Source organism: Dyella sp. OK584 (genome assembly GCF_057787755.1).
Genome location: NZ_CM173542.1, coordinates 2,154,349 through 2,170,141 on the forward strand (window position 1 = coordinate 2,154,349; position 15,793 = coordinate 2,170,141).

14 protein-coding genes are annotated in these 15,793 nt (G+C 62.9%); 8 read left to right on the plus strand and 6 right to left on the minus strand.

All coding sequences use genetic code 11. The features are described from left to right. Positions 1-20: 20 nt before the first annotated feature. The gene (locus AC3CBN_RS09550) at positions 21-746 is read right to left on the minus strand and encodes an ABC transporter ATP-binding protein (protein ID WP_488636565.1); all 726 of its coding nucleotides are present in this window, start codon (positions 744-746) and stop codon (positions 21-23) included. Here AC3CBN_RS09550 and AC3CBN_RS09555 point away from each other — a divergent pair. The 3 genes from AC3CBN_RS09555 to AC3CBN_RS09565 all read left to right on the plus strand — a co-directional run bounded on the left by AC3CBN_RS09555 (position 745) and on the right by AC3CBN_RS09565 (position 3,212). Next, entirely contained in the window at positions 745-1,362 is a 618-nt protein-coding gene (locus AC3CBN_RS09555) for an arylesterase (RefSeq protein WP_488636566.1), read from the plus strand. The two genes, AC3CBN_RS09550 and AC3CBN_RS09555, sit on opposite strands and share 2 nt — an antisense overlap. Before the next feature lie 113 nt (positions 1,363-1,475). After that, on the plus strand, positions 1,476-2,207 hold the full coding sequence (locus tag AC3CBN_RS09560) for a response regulator transcription factor (protein WP_488636567.1): 732 nt from the start codon (positions 1,476-1,478) through the stop codon (positions 2,205-2,207). Positions 2,208-2,228: 21 nt separating this feature from the next. Continuing rightward, on the plus strand, positions 2,229-3,212 hold the full coding sequence (locus tag AC3CBN_RS09565) for a sensor histidine kinase (RefSeq protein ID WP_488636568.1): 984 nt from the start codon (positions 2,229-2,231) through the stop codon (positions 3,210-3,212). A gap of 113 nt (positions 3,213-3,325) precedes the next feature. Here the strand turns inward: AC3CBN_RS09565 and AC3CBN_RS09570 are convergent, their stop codons facing one another. Further along, positions 3,326-4,684 (minus strand): 3-oxoacid CoA-transferase, encoded by a 1,359-nt coding sequence (locus tag AC3CBN_RS09570; protein ID WP_488636569.1) that lies wholly within the window; start codon positions 4,682-4,684, stop codon positions 3,326-3,328. A gap of 233 nt (positions 4,685-4,917) precedes the next feature. Here AC3CBN_RS09570 and AC3CBN_RS09575 point away from each other — a divergent pair, with 233 nt between their 5' ends. Beyond that, the gene (locus tag AC3CBN_RS09575; protein ID WP_488636570.1) at positions 4,918-5,913 is read left to right on the plus strand and encodes an isoaspartyl peptidase/L-asparaginase family protein; all 996 of its coding nucleotides are present in this window, start codon (positions 4,918-4,920) and stop codon (positions 5,911-5,913) included. A gap of 44 nt (positions 5,914-5,957) precedes the next feature. Here AC3CBN_RS09575 and AC3CBN_RS09580 read toward each other — a convergent pair whose 3' ends face one another. The 3 genes from AC3CBN_RS09580 to AC3CBN_RS09590 form a co-directional block, all read right to left on the minus strand. Beyond that, positions 5,958-6,521 (minus strand): response regulator transcription factor, encoded by a 564-nt coding sequence (locus tag AC3CBN_RS09580; RefSeq protein WP_488636571.1) that lies wholly within the window; start codon positions 6,519-6,521, stop codon positions 5,958-5,960. Positions 6,522-6,620: 99 nt separating this feature from the next. Beyond that, the gene (locus AC3CBN_RS09585; protein WP_488636572.1) at positions 6,621-7,898 is read right to left on the minus strand and encodes an ATP-binding protein; all 1,278 of its coding nucleotides are present in this window, start codon (positions 7,896-7,898) and stop codon (positions 6,621-6,623) included. Positions 7,899-8,062: 164 nt separating this feature from the next. Continuing rightward, a complete protein-coding gene (locus tag AC3CBN_RS09590) occupies positions 8,063-9,595 on the minus strand; it encodes a peptide MFS transporter (RefSeq protein ID WP_488636573.1) in 1,533 nt (510 codons plus the stop codon). Between the two features lie 231 nt (positions 9,596-9,826). Here AC3CBN_RS09590 and AC3CBN_RS09595 point away from each other — a divergent pair, with 231 nt between their 5' ends. The 4 genes from AC3CBN_RS09595 (at position 9,827) to AC3CBN_RS09610 (ending at position 12,303) form a co-directional block, all read left to right on the plus strand. Continuing rightward, positions 9,827-10,198, plus strand: coding sequence for a diacylglycerol kinase (locus tag AC3CBN_RS09595; protein WP_488636574.1), 372 nt, complete (start codon positions 9,827-9,829; stop codon positions 10,196-10,198). Positions 10,199-10,309: 111 nt separating this feature from the next. Further along, positions 10,310-10,933, plus strand: a complete 624-nt coding sequence (locus tag AC3CBN_RS09600) for a LemA family protein (protein ID WP_488636699.1) — start codon at positions 10,310-10,312, stop codon at positions 10,931-10,933. Between the two features lies 1 nt (position 10,934). Next, on the plus strand, positions 10,935-11,798 hold the full coding sequence (locus AC3CBN_RS09605) for a TPM domain-containing protein (protein ID WP_488636575.1): 864 nt from the start codon (positions 10,935-10,937) through the stop codon (positions 11,796-11,798). A gap of 1 nt (position 11,799) precedes the next feature. Further along, entirely contained in the window at positions 11,800-12,303 is a 504-nt protein-coding gene (locus AC3CBN_RS09610; RefSeq protein WP_488636576.1) for a TPM domain-containing protein, read from the plus strand. A gap of 189 nt (positions 12,304-12,492) precedes the next feature. Here AC3CBN_RS09610 and AC3CBN_RS09615 read toward each other — a convergent pair whose 3' ends face one another. Beyond that, positions 12,493-15,396, minus strand: coding sequence for a TonB-dependent receptor plug domain-containing protein (locus tag AC3CBN_RS09615; RefSeq protein WP_488636577.1), 2,904 nt, complete (start codon positions 15,394-15,396; stop codon positions 12,493-12,495). Positions 15,397-15,793: the final 397 nt, after the last annotated feature.

The window sequence follows — 15,793 nt, forward strand, 5'->3', positions numbered from 1 at the left end:
CGTCATCACGTGGCGCAATGTCATGGCAACACCGCAGCGGAGACACGCGAAGGCGAGATCACGCGGCCGTTGTCGAGCTCCACCTGGCGGTTGCAGCGGGCGGCCAGTTTCGGATCATGCGTGACCAGCACCAGGGTGGTGCGATGGTCGTGATTGAGCTCGAACATCAGGTCGCTGATGTGATGGCCGGTGCGCTGGTCGAGGTTGCCGGTGGGCTCATCGGCGAACAGCAGGCGCGGGCGATGCACGAAGGCACGGGCGATGGCCACGCGCTGCTGCTCGCCGCCGGAGAGCTGGGCCGGGTAGTGGCGGCGCCGGGCAGTTAGCTCGACCGCCTCAAGCGCTTCGCGGGCACGGGCGCGTGCGTCGTCGCGGCCTTCCAGCTCCAGCGGCAGCATCACATTTTCCTCGGCAGTCAGTGCCGGCAGCAGGTGGAACGACTGGAACACGAATCCGACCAGGCGCCGGCGGAGGTCGGCGCGGGCTTCCTCGTCCAGTTTTTCCAGCGCGTGACCGTCCAGCACGATATGCCCGCTGCTTGGCGTATCGAGTCCGGCCAGCAGGCCGAGCAGGGTGGTCTTGCCGGAACCGGAGGCGCCGACGATGGCGAAGCTTTCGCCTTCGGGCACTTGCAGCGACACGCCCGTAAGAATGTCCAGTCGTCCTTCGGGGCCCTGGACCGACTTGCTAACATCGACCGCGTCCAGAAGAACACTGTTGGAAAAAGCGGAGGCATTACCACTCATGCGTCGTTTCCTTTACTGCCTGCTCGTGCTGCTGGGCGCCATCGTCGGCACCGCCCAGGCGGCCCCGCCGAAAACCGTGCTGGTGCTGGGCGACTCGCTGTCCGCCGCGCACAATATTTCGGTCGACTCCGGCTGGGTGCATCTGCTGGGTGACCGTCTGACCAAGATGGAGCCGGGTTGGACAGTGGTCAATGCCAGCATCAGCGGCGAAACCTCGCTGAGCGGTCGCAATCGCCTGCCCGCGTTGCTGGAGAAGTACCACCCGTCGGTGCTTGTGATCGAGCTTGGTGCCAATGACGGCCTGCGCGGCCTGCCGCTCACGCCCTTGCAGGCCAACCTGGCGGCGATGGTCGACGCCGGCCAGCAGGCCAAGGCGCGCGTGCTGCTGCTGGGCATCGAGCTGCCGGTGAACTACGGCCCGCAGTACCGCGACGGCCTTCGCGCCGTCTATGGTGGTGTGGCGAAGGAAAAGAAGGCGGCGCTGCTGCCGTTTCTGCTCGATGGCGTGGCGCTCAGGCCCGAACTGATGCAGGAGGACGGCCTGCATCCGGTGGCCTCCGCGCAGCCTCAGGTCCTGGACAACGTGTGGAAAGCGCTACAGCCGCTGTTGCGCTAACGTGAATACGGTCACACCCCCTTGTGAACCAATCCGGCGAATTTCACATGATCCTCACGATGCCGGTCGTTAGCTGTTCACCTTTGTGAAGTCAGCTGCAGCAGGAGGTAAGAATGAGCTCACGCGACGAACAATCCGGCCTGATTCTTCTGGTGGAAGACAACCGCCAGATTGCGGAGATGGTCGGCGAATTCCTGGAACGCCGTGGCTATTCGGTGGACTACGCGGCAGATGGCGTCAGCGGGTTGCACCTGGCCGTATCCAACAGTTACGACGTGGTGGTGCTCGACCTGATGCTGCCGGGCATGGATGGCCTGGACGTATGTCGCAAGCTCCGCCGTGACGCCAAAAAGTCCACTCCCGTGTTGATGCTTACTGCCCGCGACACGCTGGAAGACAAGCTGGTGGGCCTGGAAGCCGGTGCCGACGATTACCTGGTCAAGCCGTTCGAAGTACGTGAGCTGGAAGCCCGCCTGCGCGCACTGATCCGCCGCGATCGCCGCCAGGTGTCCACCGAGATCCTCACCGTGGGCGACATGACGCTGGACACCGCCACGCTGCGTCTGGTGCGCAGCGGCCAGGAGCTTACCGTGTCGCCGATCGGCCTGAAGCTGCTGGCAATCCTGATGCGGGAATCACCGCGCGTAGTGAGCCGGCGCGACATCGAGCGTGAGATCTGGGGTGACACACTGCCCGACTCGGACACGCTGCGCTCACACCTGTACAACCTGCGCAGAGTCATCGACAAACCGTTCGAACGTCCCCTGCTGCATACCATCCATTCCGCCGGTTATCGCCTTGCCGATCTCGAATCGGAGGTGGCCTCTGCCTCGCAGCCGGCATGATCACGCGCGCATGAATTGATTATGGCCAGCAGGGGTAGTGCACAGTCCGAGCGGATGTTCCGCAGCGGACTGTTCCATCGACGCTTGGCAGTCATCTTTGGCTTGCAGATGCTGGCCATCGTCATCGTGTGCCTGATGGGCCTGTATGACGTGGCGCCGGCTGGCGCCGTGCTGGCGCTGATCGTGATCATCAGCGTGCTGGCCTGGCTGGCGGCGCGCCGCCAATGGGCACCAGTAAGTCGCCTGGCACGCACCGTCAGCGACTGGGACCAGCAATCGTTCGATCTCAACGGATGGCGGCCGGATCAGTTGCCGCAACGCACCGATGCGGACATAGCGACGCTGGCCAACAGTCTCTACGGCTTCGCCAACCGCATCGCCGGCTACAACCAGCGCGAGCGCAACTTCACGCGCGACGCCAGCCACGAACTGCGCAGCCCACTCACCGTGATCAAAATGTCGGCCGATATGCTTGCCGATGACCTCTCGCTCGGCGAATTCGGTCAGCGCTCGGTACAGCGCATCAAGCGTTCAACACGTGAAATGGAAGCACTGGTTGAAGCGCTGCTGATCCTTGCGCGCGAATCCGACAACGGCCTTACCGAAGAGGATTTCGTGGTCAACGATGTGATACGCCACGAATTGCCTGACGTACTGGAAATGCTAGAGGGTCGCCCCATCACCCTGGAGCTTGAAGAGCCGGCGCGCTTTGCCTTGCACGGCTCGCCGCGCGTATTCGCCGTGCTGTGCTGGCAGTTGATACGAAACGCCTGCCAGCAAGCCGAGGGCGGCACGATAGTGGTCACCGTGATGCCCGGCGTGGTGACGGTATCGCATCGCGGCGAGGTGCCTGCTCCTGCCGGAGCGAACCGTCATGGTTTCGAACTGGCCATCGCCCAACGGATCAGCGAGCGATTCCATTGGCCGCTGGAATTGCAGACGCGCGGGGACCGCCGGCATGTCGCGCGCATACGTTTTCCCGAGTCGGTGCCAGTGGCGGTGTAGTCCAAGGCGCTGGATCCCAGCCTTCGCTGGGATGACGGTGAGGGGAAACAGGCGTTACGTTCGTCATCCCAGCAAACGCTGGGACTCGGTGCCTCTTTGCTTCCGCGTTCTGGTTACTGCTTCAACGAAGCGCTAACTGTAAACGCACAACCCGTCTTCGCCTTCACGTCTTCCAGAGTCACGCCTTCGTGCAGTTCGGTGAGCGTGAGGCCCTTGCCCTTCTCAACCGAGAACACGCACAGGTCGGTGATGATCAGGTCTACCACCTGCTTGCCGGTGATGGGCAGGTCGCACTCGTCCTTGATTTTGGGCGAGCCGTCTTTTGCGCTGTGCTCCATCAGCACCACCACGCGCTTGACGCCGCTGACCAGATCCATCGCGCCGCCCGGGCCCTTCACCATCTTGCCTGGAACCATCCAGTTGGCGAGGTCACCGGTGCAGGACACTTCCAGACCGCCGAGGATCGAAAGATCGACGTGACCGCCACGGATCATCGCGAACGATTCGGCGCTGGAGAAGAAGCTTGAGCCGGGCAGGGTGGTGATGGTCTGCTTGCCGGCGTTGATCAGGTCCGGATCAACGTGGGCGTCATCCGGAAACGGACCGATGCCGAGCAGGCCGTTTTCCGATTGCAGGGTGACGTCCATGCCCGGCGGAATGTAGTTGGCCACCAGGGTCGGAATGCCGATGCCGAGGTTCACGTAGAAACCATCCTGCAATTCCTTGGCAGCGCGCTGGGCCATGGCGGCACGGATGGGGCTTTCCTTGCCAGTGTTGACGCCGGCTACGGTACGGAACTCGATGCGCTTCTCGTACGAGGGACCCTTGATGATGCGGTCGACGTAGATGCCGGGCACATGGATGTTGTCCGGCTCAAGCACACCAACTTCCACCAGTTCTTCCACCTCGGCCACGCAGATCTTGCCGCAGGTGGCGATCATCGGGTTGAAGTTGCGCGCGGTCTTGCGGAACACCAGGTTGCCCAGGCGATCGCCCTTCCAGGCCTTCACGATGGACACGTCGGCGTGGATGGCTTCCTCCAGCACGTATTCCTTGCCGTCGAACACTTTGGTTTCCTTACCCTCAGCCAGCTTGGTGCCGAACGCGGTGCGCGTGTAGAAGCCGGGAATGCCGGCGCCGCCGGCGCGCAGCTTCTCGGCCAGCGTGCCCTGCGGCACCAGATGCAGCTCCAGCTCACCGGCGAGCACCTGGCGCTCGAATTCCTTGTTCTCGCCCACGTAGGACGCATACACGCGCTTCACCTGGCGGGTTTTCAGCAGCGGGCCCATGCCGAAATCGTCCACGCCGGCGTTGTTGCCCACGATGGTTAGCCCTTTGGTACCCGCCGCGAGCAACGCCGCGATCAGGTTTTCGGGGATGCCGCACAAGCCGAAGCCGCCGGCTGCGATGGTCATGTCGTCGGACAGCAGCCCGTCGAGAGCTTGCGCCGCGCTTGCATAAACCTTGTCCATTGCGATGCCTTCTTGCAGGGGTAAGCCAGCTGCCAAGGATACGACGGATTGATGACTGCTCATGCTGTACGAAGGTCGCAAGGCCCGGAAAACTGGGGTGAACTCGTTCGCTGCCACCATCCGGATGAGCATGGACGGACCGCTGGCTATACTCGGGGCCAACATTCCGGGGAGTAGCGTCTGTGAAGTCTTGCCGTCTTGTCGCTGCCATCGCGGCGCTGGGGATTGCGTCCATGAGCCATGCCACCGCGCCCGTCCTGGTGATCCATGGCGGCGCCGGGGTGATCAAGCGTGAGATGAGTCCGGTCAGAGAGAAGGCGGTGCGCGCGGCTCTTACTGAGGCATTGCAGAAGGGCTACGCCCAGCTGAAGGCGGGCAAGACGGCGGTCGATGCGGTGTCCACAGCAATCGCTGTGCTGGAGGATGACCCGAACTTCAACGCCGGCAAGGGCTCGGTGTTTACGCACGACGGCAAGAACGAGCTGGATGCGGCGATCATGGATGGCTCCACGTTGGAGGCTGGCTCGGTCGCTGATGTGCATCGTGTGAAGAACCCGATCCTGCTGGCGCGGGCGGTGATGGAGAAAACTCAGCATGTGATGCTGGTAGGCGATGGCGCGGAGGAATTTGCCAGGCAGGTGGGCGTCGAATTGGTCGATCCTTCCTACTTCCGGACCGATGAGCGCTGGCAGCAATTGCAGAAGGCGTTGAAGGAAGATGCCGAACACGCCAAGCATTCAGACGTCGAGACGGCCAAACACTTCGGTACGGTCGGTGCGGTAGCGCTGGATGTCGACGGCCATCTGGCAGCGGGTACCTCCACCGGGGGCATGAACGACAAACGGTGGGGCCGCATTGGCGACTCACCGGTCATCGGTGCCGGCACCTACGCCAACTCTGGTTGCGCAGTGTCGGGAACCGGTTGGGGCGAGTACTACATCCGCACGGTGGCCGCACACGAGATCTGCATGCGCGTGACTCAAATGCGTGTGCCGCTCCGTCGTGCAGCGGCCGAAGTCATCAATCAGGAGATTCCGTCCATGGGTGGCAATGGCGGCGCCATTGCGCTGGACGCGAACGGCACGGTGGCCATGCCGTTCAATACCGATGGCATGTATCGCGGCTGGATTGGTGCCGATGGCGTGCCGCATGTGGCCATCTATGGCGATGAGAACGACGGTACAGCGGAACCGCTGCCGACCGACTCCGGCAGCACGCCACAAATTTGATCTTCGTCGTTTCTCCTTTTGAGAGAAACGACAAGGCGTACAACTCAGTCCTCGCTATCCGGCCGCTCGCGTACCGGATGTTTGCTGAGCTTGCGCTGCAGTGTGCGGCGATGCATGCCCAGGCGGCGCGCCGTTTCGGAGATGTTGCCGTCGCACTCGGTGAGTACGCGCTGGATGTGTTCCCACTCCAGGCGACGTAGCGCCAGCGGCGCTTCCGGTGCATCGATGACATCGTCATCACCGGTGCTGGTATCGCCGTCCAGCAAAGCGCGAACCACGGCATCGGCATCGACTGGCTTGGCCAGATAGTCGTGGGCGCCGCGCTTGATGGCTTCCACTGCGGTAGCGATGGAGGCGTAGCCCGTCAGCAGCAGCACGCGAATCTCAGGTACCAGCGCCTGCAGTTCGGGGATCAGCCGCAAGCCGTTTTCGTCGCCCAGCTTCAGGTCGAGCACGCAATAGCGCGGCTGGTGCCGTCGGGTCAGGGCGCGTGCCTCGTCAGCGTTGCTTGCGGTGATGACCTCGAAGCCGCGAGAGCTGAGGGCACGCGCCAAAACACGGGCGAAGGTGGCATCGTCATCGATGATCAGGAGTTGCTGGTCGCTCATGGGGTTCTCCACGGCACGGGGCCGGACGCGCTTATTTTCGCCGGTGCGACAACGCATTCACATGTGGCCATGTGCCACTGTGGCTATCCGCCGCAGGAATTATGGCGCGGCGATCACTGCCAGCGGCAGGCGCAGGCTCATTTGCGCGCCATTGCCGGTATTGATGGCCGTCAATTCGCCCTCGAGGCGTTCGGCGGTCGCTTCGGCCAGCGCCAAGCCAATACCCAGGCCGGTCTGCTTGTGCGACTGGCCCAATACGGCAAGTTCGCCGGTAGCGGTGAATCCAGGGCCATGATCGATCACGATCAGCTCCAGCCAGCCGCCGTCACGTCGCACTGTCAGCGCGACTGCTTGTGACTGGTTCATGGCTGAGGCGTCCGCGGCATTGTTCAGCAGGTTGAGCAGGGCGTGACGCAAGCCGGGAGGCGTGCGCAGCACGGTGCGGGCGACCTCCTGATCCAGCGCCAGCGCCAGATCCGCTTCGGGGCGCAGCAGTTGGAAGCGCTCCAGGCAGCCATGAATAAAGTTGGCGACGGTGAGTTGTTCCGGTTCCTGAGAGAGCTGCGCTTTGCCGAAGGCGACCATTTCACGAAGGATCGTCCGGCAGCGATCCACCTGGCCTTCCAGTAGCGCAAGGTCTTCTGCCAGCAGTGCATCTCCGGCATGCTCGCGCCGCAATTCAGGAAGCAGCGTACGCATGGTCGACAGTGGCGTGTTCAGTTCATGCGCGGCGCCGGCGGCCTGAGTGGCGATGGCGAGAATGCCTTCGTCACGCAGCGCGCGCTCTCGTACGCGTTGCACTTCCAGCTGCTGCAGACGCACCGCGCGTGCCAGCCGGTTGATGAAGAAGCCCAGCAACAAGGCCATGATCACGAAGTTCGCGCCCATGCCCAGCACATGCAGCGAGAACCCGGTGGGTGCCTCGCCTTGCATCGGGACGGGCAGGGGCACGTACCAGAACAGCAGGACCAGATAGGCCACGCCAGCCAGCGCCGCCACCGCCAGAACGGCGTTCACTGAAAGCGCTGCCGCACTCAGCGCGATGGGTACCAGCAGCAAGGCGATGAACGGATTGCTGGCGCCACCGGTGAAATGCAGCAGGTAGCCGAGAATCAGCGTATCGACCGCGACGTGCAGGATGGTTTCCCACTGCCGGATGGGCCAGGGTTGGGCCAATCGCCACGCGGCGAATACCGCGAACACCGCCAGCAGGCCGATACCCACCAGTAGCGGCAACAATGGGATATCCAGCTTCATCCACAGCGCGCAAACGAGCACGGCGGCACTCTGGCCTGCGATGGCGCAGATGCGCAGCCAGGCAAGGCTGCGGAAGAGCGTGCGGGGGCCGATGCGCTGCTGGGAAGTAGGGCGTTTCATGAGGCGATACTAGCTCTTCCATCCTCTCCCCTTTGGGGAGAGGACCGAGGTGAGGGGCGGGTGCTCGCAGAAGAGTCTCAATGAAAGCCGGGCTCGACTTGGCAACTTGGCAAGATTCTCCCCTCACCCCAACCCTCTCCCCACAGGGGAGAGGGAGTAGAGCCTCAAACTTCTTCGCTATGCACCGCCGGCAGTGGCGTATGCGCCTCGGAGTGGCTGCGCGAGAGGCGGTTCATCAGCGGCAGCATCACCACGGCGATGACCGTGCAGGCGATGCCCACAAAGCCGAGCTTGTTGAACAGGCTGATGTAGATGTTCAGCGACTCGACCGGGTTGCTGATGTTTTCCGGCATGGCCGCGATGTTGGCCACCACGCTGCCCAGGTACTGCGAGATGCCGACGGCAACGTAGTACGCGCCCATCATGAAGCCGCCCATGCGCGCCGGCACGTAGCGGGCGATCATCGCCAGACCCAGGCCGCTCACCAGCAGTTCGCCCAGAGAGTAGAAGCCATAGCCCCAGACCATGGTCCAGGATGACACCTGACCATCAACCGCACCCAGCGCGCCGAAGCCGTACATGAAGAAGCCCAGCGCCACGGCGGCAAAACCCAGTGCGAACTTGAATGCTACCGACGGATCCTTGCCCAAGCGGCCGAGCGAGTTGTAAATCAATACCAGCACGGGGCTGAGGATCACGATCCAGATCGCATTGAGGTTCTGGTACTGCTCCGGAATCCAGTTGAACAGGTGCATGCCGAACATGTCGAACGACAGGTTCACGTTCTTCTGCGCAAACAAGTTCAGCGACGTCGCCATCTGCGCGTAGAAGATGAAGAAGAAGATCGTCTGCACGGTCAGTACCAGTGCAGCGATAAGACCGGCACGCTCACTCTTCTCGGCACCGCGGATCAGGTGCACGAAGATGCCAAGAATCACGATGCCGGCGAGGTACACGCAGATTTCCGCCGCCAGCAAGCTCTGCAGGATGAAAGCCGAGATGGCTACCAGAACCAGCGAAGCAGCCAACAATGCGAGTACGCGCTTGGGCTGTATCGGCTGCTCGTCGGCGGGGGAGCCGATGTGCGCCAGCGTGCGATGCATCAGCGAGTAGTTGATCAGGCCCAGGGCCAGGCCAACGGCGCACGCACCGAACGCGGTGTGCCAGCCCATCGCATCGCCGTAGTGCGCGCCGACGTAGTCGCGGATCCACGGCGTGGCCGTCATCGAGACCATCGACCCGACGTTCACCGCCATGTAGTAGAAGGTGAAGGCGCTATCGATGCGGACATCGTCACCCTCGTAGATCTTGCGCACGAGGTTGCCGGCATTGGGCTTGAAGAAGCCATTGCCGACGATGATCACGCCAAGCGCGCAGTACAGCAGGGTGGGATTATTGGAAGGAATCCACAGCATCGCGTAGCCCAGCGCCAGCACGACGGCGCCGGCAACCATGGTGCGGCGCGTGCCGATGAGCTTATCGCCCACCCAACCGCCGATGGCGGGCGTCGCATAGATCAGCGCGGCAGCCGCGCCCCAGACCAGGTTGGCCTTGCTGTCGACAAAGCCCAGCTTCTTCATCATGTAGGTGACCATCAACACCTGCATGCCGTAGAAGCCGAAACGCTCCCACATCTCGATCAGGAAGACAGTGCTGAACGAGCGGGTCTGGGAGACCGGTGGATTCTGGATTGCCATTCAATTGTCCGTACATGGTTCATACAACGACCGCGTCGCGGCCGGCTCATCGCAACCCGGAACCGGGTCACAAAGTGGCCGAGCGTAACCCATCCGTCATTCAGGAGACGTTGCACTGCCGCATGCCGGAAACCGCAGGCGGCGGGGTGCGACCGGCTATGGCATGATTGCGGGCTTATGCCCGCCACACGAGCGCGGCTGCACCGCACGCTCTAATAGGACGACGACACCATGGCCGCCACCGGTTTCCGCGGGCCCAGACAGATCTGGAATGCCTTCAAGTGGTCCATGAAGGGCTTGCAGGCGGGATGGCGCCACGAAGCCTCGTTCCGGCTGGAGGTGTGCCTGGCCGTGGTGCTGGTGCCGGCGGGGCTGTGGCTGGGTAATGGGCCGCTGGAAAAGATCGCGCTGTTGCTGCCGCCGGTGTTGGTGCTGTCGGCCGAGTTGCTCAACTCCGCGGTGGAAGCGGTGGTGGACAAGGTGAGCCCCGAGTTCCACGAGCTGGCGGGGCGGGCCAAGGACATGGGGTCCGCTGCGGTTTTCCTGCTGCTGATGCTGACGGCCCTGAGCTGGGGCCTGATTCTCTGGCCGCGCTGGATGTAAAGCCAGGCTCCGTTCTGCGGCAGCGCACCCTGTGCGCCGTCGCAGGCAGGCACCGCAAGATTGCGCCCGTCACGGCGGAATGCTGCAATGGGCCCTCCACCGGATTGGAGCATCCCCATGAAACTTCTTCGTGCCCTTGCATTGCTGCTGGTCGTCGCCGGCCTTTCGGGTTGCGGCTACAACGCCATCCAGCGCCAGGACGAGGCGGTCAAGGCAGCCTGGTCCGAGGTGATCAACCAGTACCAGCGACGCGCTGACCTGGTGCCCAATCTGGTCAATACGGTGAAGGGTTACGCCCAGCACGAGGAAAAAGTGCTGACCGAGGTGACCAATGCACGCGCCAAGGTCGGCACCATGCAGCTGTCGCCGGATGCGCTGAACGATCCCCAGAAGCTACAGCAGTTCCAGCAGGCGCAAGGCCAGCTTTCCAGTGCGCTGTCGCGACTGATGGTGGTCAGCGAGAACTATCCGCAGCTCAAGGCCGATGGCCTGTTCCAGAACCTGCAGGCGCAGCTGGAAGGCACCGAGAACCGCATCACCGTGGCGCGCAACCGCTATGTGCAGTCGGTGCAGCAGTACAACTCGATGATCCGGACGTTCCCGAACAACCTCACCGCCAAGATCTTCGGTTACCAGGTCAAGCCGAACTTCACGGTGGATAACGAGAAGGCCATTTCCACGGCGCCGACGGTCGACTTCGGCAACACGCCTGCGCCTGCCTCTTCGGCGCACTGACATGAGGCGGCGCATGACGCGCCTGTTGCTGGTGCTGGCGATGGCGCTGCTGTCGCCGGTGCTGCTGCGTGCCGCCGACGATGCACCCAAGCTCACGCGGCACGTCACCGATCTCACCGGTACGCTCACGCCGCAGCAGGTGGATCAGCTCGACGCAAAGCTTGTGGCGCTGGAGAAGGATAAGGGCGCCCAGTTGGTGGTGCTGATGGTGCCCAGCACGCAGCCACAGGACATTGCCGAGTATTCGCTGGCAGTGGCCGAGGCCAACAAGATCGGTCGCAAAGGCACGGACGATGGGCTTTTGCTGCTCGTGGCCAAAAGCGATCACCGTGTTCGCATCGAAGTCGGCTATGGGCTGGAAGGTGCGGTACCTGATGCGGCGACCGCGCGCATCGTTCGCGAATACATCGCGCCGAAATTTCGCACCAATGATTATTACGGCGGCATCAGCGACGCCGTGGGTGCCCTGACCCAGCTGGTCAACGGCGAGGCTTTGCCACCGCCGGTGGAAAGCGGCAACCGTGAACGGCGCGGTTTCGACTTCGGCCATGTGTTGTTGATCGGCGTGTTCGTGGCGTTCTTTTTGCGCGGCATCTTTGGCCGCTCCGCCGTTTGGCTCCGTACGCCGCTCGGCGCAGCGATCACTGGTGGTTTGCTATGGCTGCTCGCCGCCTCGGCGGGCGTCGGCATCATGGGTGCACTGATCGGCGGCGGACTGATGCTGTTGCCCGCCGGTGCCGGCCGCTCAATTGGCGGTGGTGGCTGGGGCGGTTTTGGCGGTGGTGGTTTCGGCGGTAGTGGAGGCGGTGGTTTCAGCGGCGGTGGCGGCAGTTTTGGTGGCGGCGGTTCGTCTGGGAGCTGGTGAGATGGCGCACATGCAACGTCTGCTGATGAACCTCTTCGATGGCTGGTTCCAGATGCGCCACCGGTTTCCACGGAGCCTGCTCGACGAAATGACGCTGGCCATCGCGCAGGGCGAGCGGGAACATCGCGGCGAAATCTGCTTTGCCGTCGAATCCCGTCTGGCGCCCATGGCGGTACTGGCGGGCCTGGATGCGCATGCGCGGGCGCAGCAAGTGTTCGCCCAGTTGCGCGTGTGGGACACCGAACACAACAGCGGTGTGCTGTTCTACGTGCTGATGGCCGAGCATCGTGTGGTGATCGTCGCCGACCGCGGAATTGCCGCCGTGGTGACCCAGCCCGAGTGGGACGCCATTCGTGACCACATGCTCGGCAGCTTCGCCCAAAGCGCGTGGCGCCAGGGCTGCCTCGATGGCATAGCCGAGGCGCATGCGCTGCTAATGCGGCACTTCCCAGGCAATGACAAGGCACAGCCGGACGAGCTGCCGGACAGGCCCGTGCTGCTTTAGGCAAAGCGTTGCGCTAGCCATTATCAGGTTGCTGTCGGTCGCGCACAGAGTGCGCTCCTCGAGTCAACACGCGTCTTGTAGGAGCGCACCCTGTGCGCGACCGCGAAACGCCATGCCGTCACTACGTTGCGCATAAAAAAAAGGCGGGCCCGAAGGCCCGCCCCATACGAAGATCAAACTCTTTCGAGCTTAGAACTTCTGGTTGTACGACACGTAGAAGTAACGGTCGATGTCGAACGCCGGGTTGTACGGCGAGCTGCCGGTACCCGAGGTGGTCACCGAATAGTAGTACGGCCCCTTCTTGTTGAAGATGTTGTTCACGCCAACGGTGAACACGCCCTTCCACGGAGCGGTGTAACGGAACTGCGCGTCGTTGAACGCCACCGAACCCTTCTGGCTCATGCCATAGGTGCCCCACCAGGGGTTGGTATAGCTCGGCGACGAGCACTCGACCAGCGAGCCCGGGGTGTTGTCGTAGCAGATGTCCTTCAGGCCGGCGTAGTAACGCACCGTCCAGCTGGCACCGAACTGCTTGTAATCCCAGTCCACCTGCAGGTTCGAACGCAGACGGTACATGCCGTCTTCGCCGGTACCGCCGGCAGTGCCGCCGGACATGAAGCCGACCAGATCTTGCGGGGTAGCGCCTGGACCGCTGGTGGTCTCGTACTTGGTCAGGTAGGTGCTGTCCGAAGCGATGCGGAAGCGGCCGAACGAGGTTTCCGGCAGACGGTAGTGGATACCGAGGTCGTAACCTTCGGTCTTGAGCGTACCCAGGTTCGACAGGCTCTCGTTGAGGTTGTTGACCGAGCCAACGGCCAGGCCGGTGGCCGGGTCGGCGACGGCGCTACGCGTGAAGCGGCTGCAGAACGAGGGATCGTTGTTGACGTAGCAGTAGTTCAGAACGCTCTGCGCGTCGACCGGCGAAATGATGTTCTTCACGTAGATGTTGTAGTAGTCGACCGTGAAGTCCAGGCCTTCGATCTGGTGCGGGCTGTAGACCAGGCCCAGCGTACGGGTGATCGACTGTTCCGGCTGCAGGTTCGGGTTAGAGCCCGAGATGAAGGCGACCGGCGTCTGGCTACCGTTGCTGCTGGTAATCGGCTTGCCGGTGGTGCTGGCAACCTGCTGGTAGTTGGCCGGCACGCCAGCGGCGGCGCAGCGCTGTGCGACGGCCGTGCTGGTGGCTGCAGCGCCGTACTTGCTGTCGCACGGATCGAGGAAGGTTTCGAAGCTCTGGCCTTCACCGCCATACAGATCGCTGAGGGTCGGTGCGCGGAAGCCCTGAGCGTAGGTGCCACGGACCAACAGATCCGCGAACGGACGCCAACGGAAGCTGTACTTGTTGTTGGTCGTGCTGCCGAAGTTGCTGTAGTGCGAGTAGCGGCTGGCGACGTTGACGCCCAGTTCCTGCGCACCCGGCAGGTCACGCAGCAGCGGCACGTCCAACTCAGCGTAGACTTCGTTGGTGTTGTACGCGCCGTTGGTCGGGGCGGCAGCGAGGTCGGTGGTCAGGCCTGCCGACACCATGGCGTCCGGGCGGAAGTTACCCTTCTCACCGCGGTGCTCGACGCCCACGGCCAGATTCACCGTACCGGCCGGCAGATCGAACAGGCCGCCGGACACGTTGGCCGTGTAGTCGTCTGTCGAGCTGGTCTGACGGTTGGTTTCGATGTAGTTGATGTAGTTCAGCACCGACTGCGGGGTCGCACCCGGACCAGCCAGGATGTTCCACGGCACGCAACCGGCAGCGCGGGCGGCGGCGTCGGCGCAGACGAGCTGGCCGTTCACCGTCGCGGTCGGGCCGAGAGCGTTCTGTGCGTTGATCAGGTTCAGGTTGCCCGAACCGACCTGGCGAATCTTGTTCTGCGAGTAGGTGTAGTTCGCATCCCACGACCAGTCGTGGCCAAGGAACTGGAAGAAGCCTTCGGCGCCCAGATCGATATGAGCGAGCTTGGAATTGGCATCGGTGATGCGCGGCAGTTCCACCGAGCGGCGGTAGAACGAGACGTCCTGGCCCGGGAACGGGTTGTAGGCATTCGCGCCGCTCAGCACCACACCGGTGCCGCCGCTCGAGAACGGATAGCCAGCAAGCTGTGACGAGGTGTCACGCGTGCTGTAGCTAGCCATGCCGTGCAGAGTGATGTTGTCGGTCAGCTTGTAGCGATCCTGCACAAACAGGTTCTTCAGCTTGGAACCGGCGCGGAACGTCATGTCCTGATACGTGTTGTACGAGTCGGCGACCGAACCGGTGTACGGATGGTAGTTGTTGAAGTTTGCCGTATCGGTCGCACCGTGATTGATCACGTACTGCGAACCGGTATTCGGATCGATGATGCGACCGTACGGGCCGGTGCCGCTGTAGCCATCGAGCGGGTGACGCGGGCCATTCGGATAGTTGGTCTCGGTACGCTCGCTGTTCCACATCGGATCGGTATTCTGGTACGAAGCGCCGACGATGACCGAGTTCTTCGCGGTGCTGTGGCCCCAGGTGAAGTCGTAGTTCTGGGTCTTGCCGTCGCCTTTGCCGTTCTCGCCAAAGTAGACGTTGGCTTCGGCACCTTCGAACTTCTCCTTGGTGATGATGTTCACCACGCCGCCGATGGCGTCGGAGCCGTAGATCGAAGACGCGCCATCCTTGAGGATGTCGATGCGGTCGATCATGGAGACCGGAATGGTCGACAGGTCGGTCAGGCCACTGAGGCTGGTGCTCCAGCGACGGCCGTTGACCAGCACCAAGGTGCGCTGCGAGCCGAGGTTGCGGATGTTGACGTAGCGGCCGCCGACGTCAGCGCCCGAGGACAGCGTGTCCTGCGGCGTGATGTCCGGAGTACCGGCCGACGGCATGCGGGCCAGGATGTCGTTGACATTGGTCAGGCCAGTGGCCTGGATCGCGGCGCGATCCATGGTGAAGACCGGCTGCGAGGTTTCCACGTCCACGCTGCGAATGCGCGAACCGGTAACGGTGACGGTCTCAAGGCTCTTGGCCGAGGTCTGGTCAGCCTGGGCGGGGGCAGCATCCTGTGCGGCCACCGACCACGTCTGCAGCACGAGCGCTGCGGCGATGGCAGTAGCCAGCAGTGTCTTTTGCTTCATTGTTGGAACTCCGACAAAAAATAGCCAGCAGCCAGCGCTCTAGAGCTGGACATCTGGATATGGGGATGGCGCGTATGCCCTGGGGAAGGGTCTCCGTGCCGCGTCATCGCCAGGCTTGGGGGACAGGCGATGTAACCCCGAAGTTAAAACAAAGTGACGGGTGTGTGCAACCTGCTTGCCATGTTCAGGTGGTAGTGGGCGCAGAGCGCGCATTCCCCGGGAAAATGGCTGCATGAGCGACTTTTGGGGGTCCAAATACCGTGGTGATCGTTTTTGCAAGGCCCATAGGGAATGGGCGGCAGGTGCATGCGCGCAAGCGGTACACACCGCGAGCCATTTGCCGCTGCTGCCGGGATCATCCGTGGACCCATGCATAGGGCACTGAGCTTCACGGGCC

Bases quoted from the DNA above. Each gene is read 5' to 3' on its own strand.
- AC3CBN_RS09555 (WP_488636566.1), top strand. From the start codon at position 745: ATGCGTCGTTTCCTTTACTGCCTGCTCGTGCTGCTGGGCGCCATCGTC.
- AC3CBN_RS09550 (WP_488636565.1), bottom strand. From the start codon at position 746: ATGAGTGGTAATGCCTCCGCTTTTTCCAACAGTGTTCTTCTGGACGCG.
- AC3CBN_RS09560 (WP_488636567.1), top strand. From the start codon at position 1,476: ATGAGCTCACGCGACGAACAATCCGGCCTGATTCTTCTGGTGGAAGAC.
- AC3CBN_RS09565 (WP_488636568.1), top strand. From the start codon at position 2,229: ATGGCCAGCAGGGGTAGTGCACAGTCCGAGCGGATGTTCCGCAGCGGA.
- AC3CBN_RS09570 (WP_488636569.1), bottom strand. From the start codon at position 4,684: ATGGACAAGGTTTATGCAAGCGCGGCGCAAGCTCTCGACGGGCTGCTG.
- AC3CBN_RS09575 (WP_488636570.1), top strand. From the start codon at position 4,918: ATGAGCCATGCCACCGCGCCCGTCCTGGTGATCCATGGCGGCGCCGGG.
- AC3CBN_RS09580 (WP_488636571.1), bottom strand. From the start codon at position 6,521: ATGAGCGACCAGCAACTCCTGATCATCGATGACGATGCCACCTTCGCC.
- AC3CBN_RS09585 (WP_488636572.1), bottom strand. From the start codon at position 7,898: ATGAAACGCCCTACTTCCCAGCAGCGCATCGGCCCCCGCACGCTCTTC.
- AC3CBN_RS09590 (WP_488636573.1), bottom strand. From the start codon at position 9,595: ATGGCAATCCAGAATCCACCGGTCTCCCAGACCCGCTCGTTCAGCACT.
- AC3CBN_RS09595 (WP_488636574.1), top strand. From the start codon at position 9,827: ATGGCCGCCACCGGTTTCCGCGGGCCCAGACAGATCTGGAATGCCTTC.
- AC3CBN_RS09605 (WP_488636575.1), top strand. From the start codon at position 10,935: ATGAGGCGGCGCATGACGCGCCTGTTGCTGGTGCTGGCGATGGCGCTG.
- AC3CBN_RS09610 (WP_488636576.1), top strand. From the start codon at position 11,800: ATGGCGCACATGCAACGTCTGCTGATGAACCTCTTCGATGGCTGGTTC.
- AC3CBN_RS09615 (WP_488636577.1), bottom strand. From the start codon at position 15,396: ATGAAGCAAAAGACACTGCTGGCTACTGCCATCGCCGCAGCGCTCGTG.